The organism is Spiroplasma sp. ald, assembly GCF_044714355.1.
GTDB lineage: Bacteria > Bacillota_I > Bacilli_A > Mycoplasmatales > Mycoplasmataceae > Spiroplasma > Spiroplasma phoeniceum.
In genome coordinates this window covers 1-8,656 of the sequence record NZ_RXFY01000040.1, presented here as the reverse complement: position 1 = coordinate 8,656, position 8,656 = coordinate 1, and the positions used below count along the sequence as shown (strand labels likewise).

Here is an 8,656-nt window from a genome sequence, read left to right as displayed (position 1 = left end):
TTTTAATAGGTTATGCAAGAAGTCTATTAAAAAAAGTTATCCAAACCAACCAATTGTAATGTTTGGTCATTCAATGGGTTCTTTTATGGTACGTCATTATGCAATAAAATATGGCACAAATATTGCGGCATTAGTTATTTGTGGGACAGCACATTACTCAAAACGATTGTTAAAATTTTCAGTTAAAATGGCTAAAATTGGACAAAAAATGAAAGGACCAAAATCAAAGGATAATTTTATTTATAAATTTTCTTATGCGCCATTAAATGCTCGTTATAAAAAAGAAGGCAATTTAGGAACTGAATGATTATCAACAGATAAAACAGTTCAAGAAGCTTTTGCAAACGACCCATTAACAGGACAAGTTTTTTCAACAAGTGCTTTTAAAGATATGTTTACAGGATTGTTGTTTATTACAAATAAGAAAAATATTAAAAATACACCAGATAACTTGCCATTACTATTTATTGCAGGTGCTGATGATCCAGTTGGGAAATATGGAAAGATGGTTATAAAGACTGTTGATTTATATAAAAAGGTAGGAAAAAAAGTTAAAGTTAAATTATATCCAAATGCTCGTCATGAGATTTTGAATGAGCCAATTAAAAAGGAGATTTATCAAGATATTTTAAATTTTTATAATAAGAGTTTTTTTGTTTAAATAAAAGCACCTTATTTTTTTTAAAAACAAGAATTAGTATCTTGTTTTTTCTATTTTTTTGCTTTAATATAGTTAGTAAGCAATATCGGATTATATTGAAATTTGTGAGGAGAGAAAAATGAATTTATTACATGAATGATCAAGTTTTAATATCCTAAATTCAATTTCATTTTTCTTTAATCCGTTATTGGAACGTATTGCAATAATTTTTCTTACTAATTTTCTTTTATTCTATCTTGTTTTAAAGAATGTAAAATATTTTTTTACTATTCGCGCTAGAAAAAATGAAGTAAAATCTTTAGCAGCAAAATATTTCTTTAATGCAACTTTTGCTATTAGTGAATTTATTGTGCTTTTAATTTTACAAATCATTCTTTTACAAATTTATGCAAGTAAAACAGATACTAGTATTTATCTTAGCACTATTTTAGTTATACAATTTTTTATTGCAATTATTATCTTAATAAATAAACAATTTTTAAACTATACTTTAAAATTAGTTATGTTAGTTTTGTTCTCATTGTTGTTTTCATTTTTAATAACAAAGCAATTGTGAAATTGTTTTTATCATATTAATAATAATCATATTTTAGCATTATGATTAATAAAAAATATTTCAATTGTTTTTATTATTACATTTTTTTATTTATTTGATTTAAAAACAACATTTTTACATGATTTTGCTTTCCGAATTTTAACTTTCTTAATTTTAATTAGTAATTTTGAAAATGGCTCAGCAGACTTAAAAATTTTAGATCGTTCATTGTTTTTTAAAATTATTTTAAAAATAATTAAAGTTTTATGTTTATTAGATTTATTTTTCTTAATAAAAACTGCCAAGAAAACAATGAAAAATTTATGACAAATTAATGATGATAATTCAATTCAACTTGTTGCACTTTTATTATTGTTAAATAATATTCGTTTTTTTAATATTAGTGAAAAAAATGGTTTAGAAAATTTACCAAATAAATTCTTAAGAAATGAAATTAATGGTTGAAGAGGGATCCTTCAAGAATAAAATAAGAATTAATTTATTTTACTAATTCAATGATTTAGTTATTTATTAATTATAAAAAGAAAAGAGGGAATAATAATGCGAAAGTTACTTAATATTTTAGCAGCAGCAACGTTAGTAGCAACGCCAGCTCTTACTGCTAGTTGTAAAACTAAGACAAAAACAGTAGAAGACAAATATAAAGATTCATCAGTTGAAAATTTACCTAATGGACCATTAAAATCAAAAATTTTACAAACAACATTATTTACAAAACTAACAATTGCGAATCGACATGAAAATTTAAATACATATACACCTTCAATGTTACAAATGTTAATGCAACTACCTGATTCATATAAAGATAGGGATGGTAATATTGTTGATATTGATTACTATCGGGGTAAATATTTAAATAAAAATAATGGGATGCCGTTAACAACTTTATCATCAAATTATGAATATATGAATTTATTAGATAATGAATTATATAATACAGAAAAACAAACTAAGAAAAAAATTCCTGATTATTCTGATAAAGACCGGTTACCAACAATTCCTAATTTAGCAGAAAATAGTAATATGTTAAATTATTGATTTGATGGCGGGCCAATGTCAAGTTATTCAACTGCAAAGGAAATTTTACCAACTAAATGTGATGATAACAGAATTAATCAAAACATTATTGATGCATGTAATAAAGCAATGTTTGAGATGCCACGCGCAACCTATTTTTATAATTTAAATATGGATTATAATCCAGTGGCAACAAAAGACATTAAATTTGATACGAGTACAAATCAAAACTTCCTTATTAATAATCAAAAATTTGCGACAGGAGGCCCATTTAAAACAGCTCAAAAATCAGAAGAGCAAGATAAATTAGCAATAATTTTACAGTTAATTTCAATGACGAATATGTTTACAGACCGTTCACAATCAAAAGTATATATTAATCAATTGAACAATTTTTTAGCTTTATCAAAAGATAGTGATGGAACATTTATGGGAAGTATTTTAGGAGCTATTTATTATCAGATTTTTGCTTCTCCTAAATTACCTAATGACCCAACAAAAGAAAATGCAAATTATATTTTTGCAAAATTTGGGGTAACAAAAGCGTTGCAACTTTTAGGTAAAGATAATACTGAAAAACAAGCAATTCAACAAAAAATTGATGATTTTTTCACTAAACAATCACAAGTTTTTAGTGATTTATTAGCAGTAAAACCAATGAAACCGGAACTAAACTTAGCTAATCCAGAAGATCAATATAAAAATCGTGATGCAATGTGAAATGGTAAAACACCAAACTTAAAATTAGCTGATTTATTGTTTAAAAAAGATGATTCAACAAAATCTTTGACTGAATTATTTACTGATTTTGGAGAATATCTTGATGATTTATATACTAAAGCAGATTTAGAACGCCAAGAAGAAGCAAATAATTCAATTAGTAGTTTTTTAACACTTGCTGCTAATAAAATTACTCCTGGATTTAAAGTAGTATTACAGTCAATGTCAAAAATGATGTTATCAAAATCAGAAGGTGGTTTAGGAACCTTAAGTGTTAATGATATTAATCGTTTTGTTGTTGCTTTATCAAAAGGAATCTTACAAAGTGCTAATGCGTTAACAGAAGTTAGCAAGTTGCCATGATCAGAAGCAAGTGACCAAGAACAAAATCAAACAAAAATTGCACAATTATTAACAGGCAGTGATGACCCATCGACACCAGCAAAGGGTTTATTTATGGATTTAGCATTTACATGGTTTAATGATAGTGCGCAACCAGTAAGGGCATTATTAAACAAATTATATTTTGATCCAAATTCAGAAACACGAAAAGATTTTTTAGCAATTAATAATGCTTTATATGATTATTCAAATACTTTATTATTAGGAGCAAATTGAAATATTAGCAATGGTAAATTAGAAGAAAATAAATTATCGTATGATATTGAATATCAAGGAACAGGTGATGCTGATGTTGCTGCTAATTTAGATTTACATCAAAAATGATATGTTTCAAAAGCAGACATTAAGACTTATCAAGATTTAAATGCAGCTTATTTAAATGCATTAGGTAATCATGATTTGGATTGATTTATGAAATATGATGGGCTAGGAAATAATTACCAAAAAGTGCATTATAAATATAAAGTAACTTGAATGAATATTAATCCTGGTGATGATAGTCATCAATATTGAGTAATTTCTAATATTCAATGATTTGTAAAAGATAGTAGCGGGCAATGAAAACGTTATTATGATGCAATTGAAAATGATTAAAAGTGGAATATAAGGGCTAAACATGAAAAAAATATTGTTAATGAAGCAAGGGAATTTAGGAATAATTAAAGCAAAAGGGCAATTCATTTCATTGCTTCTTTTGATTTTTATTTGTTCAATTATTACTTCTTGTCTATTTACAACGGTCACTAGTTTACAATCAGCAAATCGACAAATGGATTATGGTAGTTTTGATTATAATTATTCATTTCATTATTCAGCAATGGATTTTGAAAATTCAAATATGCAAACAATTACTCCAAGTTTTGCTTTTGATACAGAATATGTTTTACTAGAAAACAATAGTAATAAATTAACATATCCAAAAATTACAATTGGTGCAGCAGCGACAGATGTTTTTACTGCATTAAAACCATCTGATATTAATTTTAAATTAACAAATGATAAAATTAGGAATTTAACATTAAATTTAACATTACGAACAACTGCGCCAAATTATCAAAACTCATTAATAGCAAAATTACGAGCAATGGGTTATAATGCTTTAGCTGACCAATATTTTAAACTATTTTATACAACGCAAATATATAAGAACTTTTTAGGAATTATTACGGACTATATTAATACTAGTTTTTTAAAAAAACAAAGTAATGCAACGAATGAAGAAATTAAAGTAAGTATTGCTAATTTTATTAATGGAAAAGCAACTTCCGAACAACGAGCAATTGAACGATGAGATTATAATTTAAAAACAGTTGATAATGATTTTACTAAATTTGATATTCCTGATATTACTTTAACATTGGGAAAACAAGATAATAAAACAGTGGTAACTAATATTTCAGAAAATACTTTATTTGAAAAAGGGCTTCGTGGTAGTTTTGGCGTTGCTACTCGTTTTAATGTAATTGATACAAGTAGAAACAAGGAAACACGAATTCAGTATTTAGCACAATCACCGTGGCAATATATTGATAAATTAAATCAAACAGGAATTAATGAAGCCCGAATGGTTATTGGTGATTTATTTAATAAAGTTACTTTTTTTGGTAATTATAGTGAACGAAGTTCTTTTCTTAATTTTGTACAGACTTATTACACAATGCTGGGCGTTGTTAGCAATTTTAATATTGCAATTCGACAAGAAGTTACAACTTGGGATATTGCTAATAATTTAAAATATAAAGTAATTGGTTGACATGATTTATTAAAAGAAGAACAACTAAAGCTTTTTGATAAAGTTAATGAGTGGTCAGGACCATCATTAAATGAATCGACAATTAGCAATTATTATGCTGTTGTTAGTCCTAATTATCTAAAAGCACATCATAAAAATTTGCGTGATAATATACAAATTGGCGAACGAACATTTACAATTGGGGCAAGTGGTGGTGATACTTTAAATATTTATCCAACTATTTATGAAACTGATTTTATTCCTGATTTTAAAACGGATGTTGTCATTTATCTATCGTCTTATGGAATGTCTTTATTAGCAGAAGATAATAATAAAGGTTTAATTAGTTTAAAGGATAATTCGCGAGTATTCTTAAAAAGTTTAACAAATAGACCAACCGAGAATTTAGCAATTTTTAAAAAATATTATGTAAATAATCCTAATCAATTAGATTTTTATGCTCAAATGCTAACCAAAAATTCAACACCACTGGGCAATGATCCTTCAATTGGTGCTTTTGAACCAAAAGAAGTAACAAGTTCATTAACACGACGCTATGATTTATTAGCAAAAACAATTAATGTTTACATTTATATTGGCTTATTCTTCATTATTATTTTTGCCATAACATTATTTGCTGTTTCATATATTATTATTAAAGAAATGATTAAACGTGAGTCACCACAAATTGGAATGTTAAAAGCTGCTGGCTATTATTTACGTGAAATTGCACTTTCCTATTGAAGCATTTTAATGGTTAGTATTTTAATTGCAGTACCAACCGGTTGATTAGTTGGAATTACCGTCCAATTATTCGTTATAAAATTATTTAATATGTTTTTTATAATTAATTGGAGTTTTACTTGAAACTGAATGATTTTACTTTTCCTAATTGGGTTCTTTGTTATTTTCTTATCATTAATTACTTTTATTACTTGTTATTTTTCAATTAATAAAACAGAAGTTTTAAGTTTAATTCATCCAATGCGTGAGTTAAAAGTTAATAATAGTTTGGCCCGTACTGTACGTAGTTTCCATTTTAAAACTTTTGTGGGTCGTTTCCGGATGGTTGTTTTATCAACTTCACTAAAACAAGCATTTACTTATTTAGGAATTTTTGCCTTAGTGACATTTACTTTGACTGTCTCATTATTAGCACCAGTCTATGCAAAAAATTTTAATACAAATTATTATAAAAACATTAAATATGGTAGTGAAGTTAAATACAGTAATATCATAAGTAATAATCCGTTTTCTTATTATAAAACTTATGCATGAAATGGAATTGATAATGTTCCTAAGTCAACTGATTCAATTGAACAAGATTTATATCCCATTGGTGGAATAACACCACTAGCAAATTACTATAGTATTGATGGAGGAGCGATAATTAAACCATTAAAAGCGGTGAAACAAGAGCCAACTGTAGCTGGGATTTTAAAAGATATGTTATCTTATAATTTTGTTACTTTATCAGGAACTAATTTATCATTAGGAATTTTTAATTATTTAAATAATTTAGTAAAAAATTCTTCAGCTGGTGATAGTGTTCGAGCTTTAGTATCAGAAATTTTATGTACCGTATTACCAAAAGCATTAGACATTGGGGCAATTCCATACCCACCATTTACTGAAAAGGAAGATTATCCTGCGTTATGAAGAACATGTTTTAGTAAAGCAACAAATGGGATTATCCCGGCTGCAGTTAAAGAAGATTGAAATAAAAATCCGGATCGAGCAAATCATTTTGCATTAGGAATTGGAACAATGAGTTATAATCCAGCAACTGATGATGTTTTTACTAGTTTTGATGGAACATATAATAATGATAAGCAATTTTCTATTTATGGAATTAATCCAAATACCAAAATGTTAAAATTATCATCCGCTGAGCGTGCTATTTTAGCAAATAATAATGATACCGTAATTAATGCAATTGCGAATGTTACTGCATTACATCGTTTAATTCTTAATGTTGGAGAGGAAATTGAATTAACTCCCGAAGTAACAACATTGCAATATAATACTGGTCAGCATGAATGAGCAGAATTTACTAACAATAATACAGATTTAAAATATCAAAACTGAAAATATAATTTAAGTGGTAATGCTGTTGGATGAAATGTAAATAATTATCAAAGTTTGTATTCATTAGATAAAAGTTATTTTACTTATAATACAAGTTCACAAACAAAATATTATGTTACTGCTGATCGGAAGAGTGAATATCATAATTTAAATAATGTTGAATTATGGATTCCAACGAATTCGGCGATGGAAGCAATTTGAAGTAAAAAAATAATTACATTGAGTAATGGTCTTCAACGGATTTTATTAAAAGAATTAACAGTTGACGGAAATAAAATTATTCGAAAAGAACGAGTTGATAATAAAGAGTACTGAGTTATTAAACCATATAATTTTAGTTTTGGTGGAACATATAGTGGCGATTTTATTGATGGAATTCCAACAACATGATACCAATCTGCTGTTGATAATAATTTTATTAAAGCAGCACCATCTTTAACACAAAAGCCAGTTAAAGTTAAAATTGTTAAAAGCATTTCAACTTATGATACACCACGCTTGTTTATTAGTATCAATGATGCTAATCAAATTAATTCATTTCCAATAAATAAAATTGATAATAATTTAAATATAATGCAATGATACAATGGAAAATATACAACCGAATTACAACCATCTGATCAAATTAATCGTTATGCGTTATCATCAACAAATGGTGATTTATCATTAAATAATTTTACGACTTCTTATAACTCATCTGTTTTGACAGCTGATTATGTTGGTATTAAAGCCAAAATTATGAGTCGGGTTATTATTGTTGCCTTATCAGTTGCTTTAATTTTTATTGTCATTATTATTATGGTTTCTGTTATTATAATATATTTTGCAATTGATCTCTTTATTAAAAAGTTTATTAAAATTATTGCAACAATGAAAGTACAAGGTTATAGTCGTTGAGAAATTAATAATTTAATATTAGGAATTTTTATTCCCTTTGCTGTTGTTGGTTGATTACTGGGATATTTTATCACTTGAGGTTTAACATGGACAATTACCCAGCGGATTTTAATGTTCTTTAATTTCTATGTTTCAATTGGAACAGGACTAATTACATTACCAATTATCTTAGGAGGAATTATTATTTTATATGTTATCTCGTACTTTATTTCAATGAAAAAAATTAATCAATTAAATATTCAAGAAATTGTTATGATGGAAAGTTAACAGGATTTAATAAAACTATGGTTTAGAACCATAGTTTTATTTTAATTCATTAATAGGTTTTAAAAACAGTAAAAATAGCGTATAGTTAATAGTAAGGATTTATTTTAGATAAGATAATTTATTTTTAATGAGGGTTTGAAATGTTTAACTTTACAACAAAACAAAAGTGAGTAATTAATGGTAGTTTATTAGGAATGACTTTATTAGCTTTAATTGGGTTATTATGTTATTTTTTAAAATTGTTAATTCCAGCGATTGTTTTATTATCAATTGCTGGTCTTGGTTTTTTTGCGATAATGATTATGTGACTCGTTAT

The 8,656-nt window shown here is 26.3% G+C and carries 4 protein-coding genes; all 4 read left to right on the top strand.

Going from position 1 to position 8,656, the window contains the following annotated elements:
- Nucleotides 1-661, top strand: a 661-nt coding sequence (locus EHU54_RS02975) for an alpha/beta fold hydrolase (RefSeq protein ID WP_400248856.1), incomplete at its 5' end; no start/stop codon positions are given.
- Between the two features lie 118 nt (nt 662-779).
- A complete protein-coding gene (locus EHU54_RS02970; RefSeq protein WP_400248855.1) occupies nt 780-1,682 on the top strand; it encodes a hypothetical protein in 903 nt (300 codons plus the stop codon).
- A gap of 75 nt (nt 1,683-1,757) precedes the next feature.
- Nucleotides 1,758-3,950, top strand: coding sequence for a hypothetical protein (locus EHU54_RS02965; protein WP_400248854.1), 2,193 nt, complete (start codon nt 1,758-1,760; stop codon nt 3,948-3,950).
- A gap of 22 nt (nt 3,951-3,972) precedes the next feature.
- Nucleotides 3,973-8,340 carry an FtsX-like permease family protein gene (locus EHU54_RS02960; protein ID WP_400248853.1) on the top strand — a complete coding sequence of 1,456 codons (4,368 nt, stop codon included), beginning with the start codon at nt 3,973-3,975 and terminating at the stop codon, nt 8,338-8,340.
- Nucleotides 8,341-8,656: the final 316 nt, after the last annotated feature.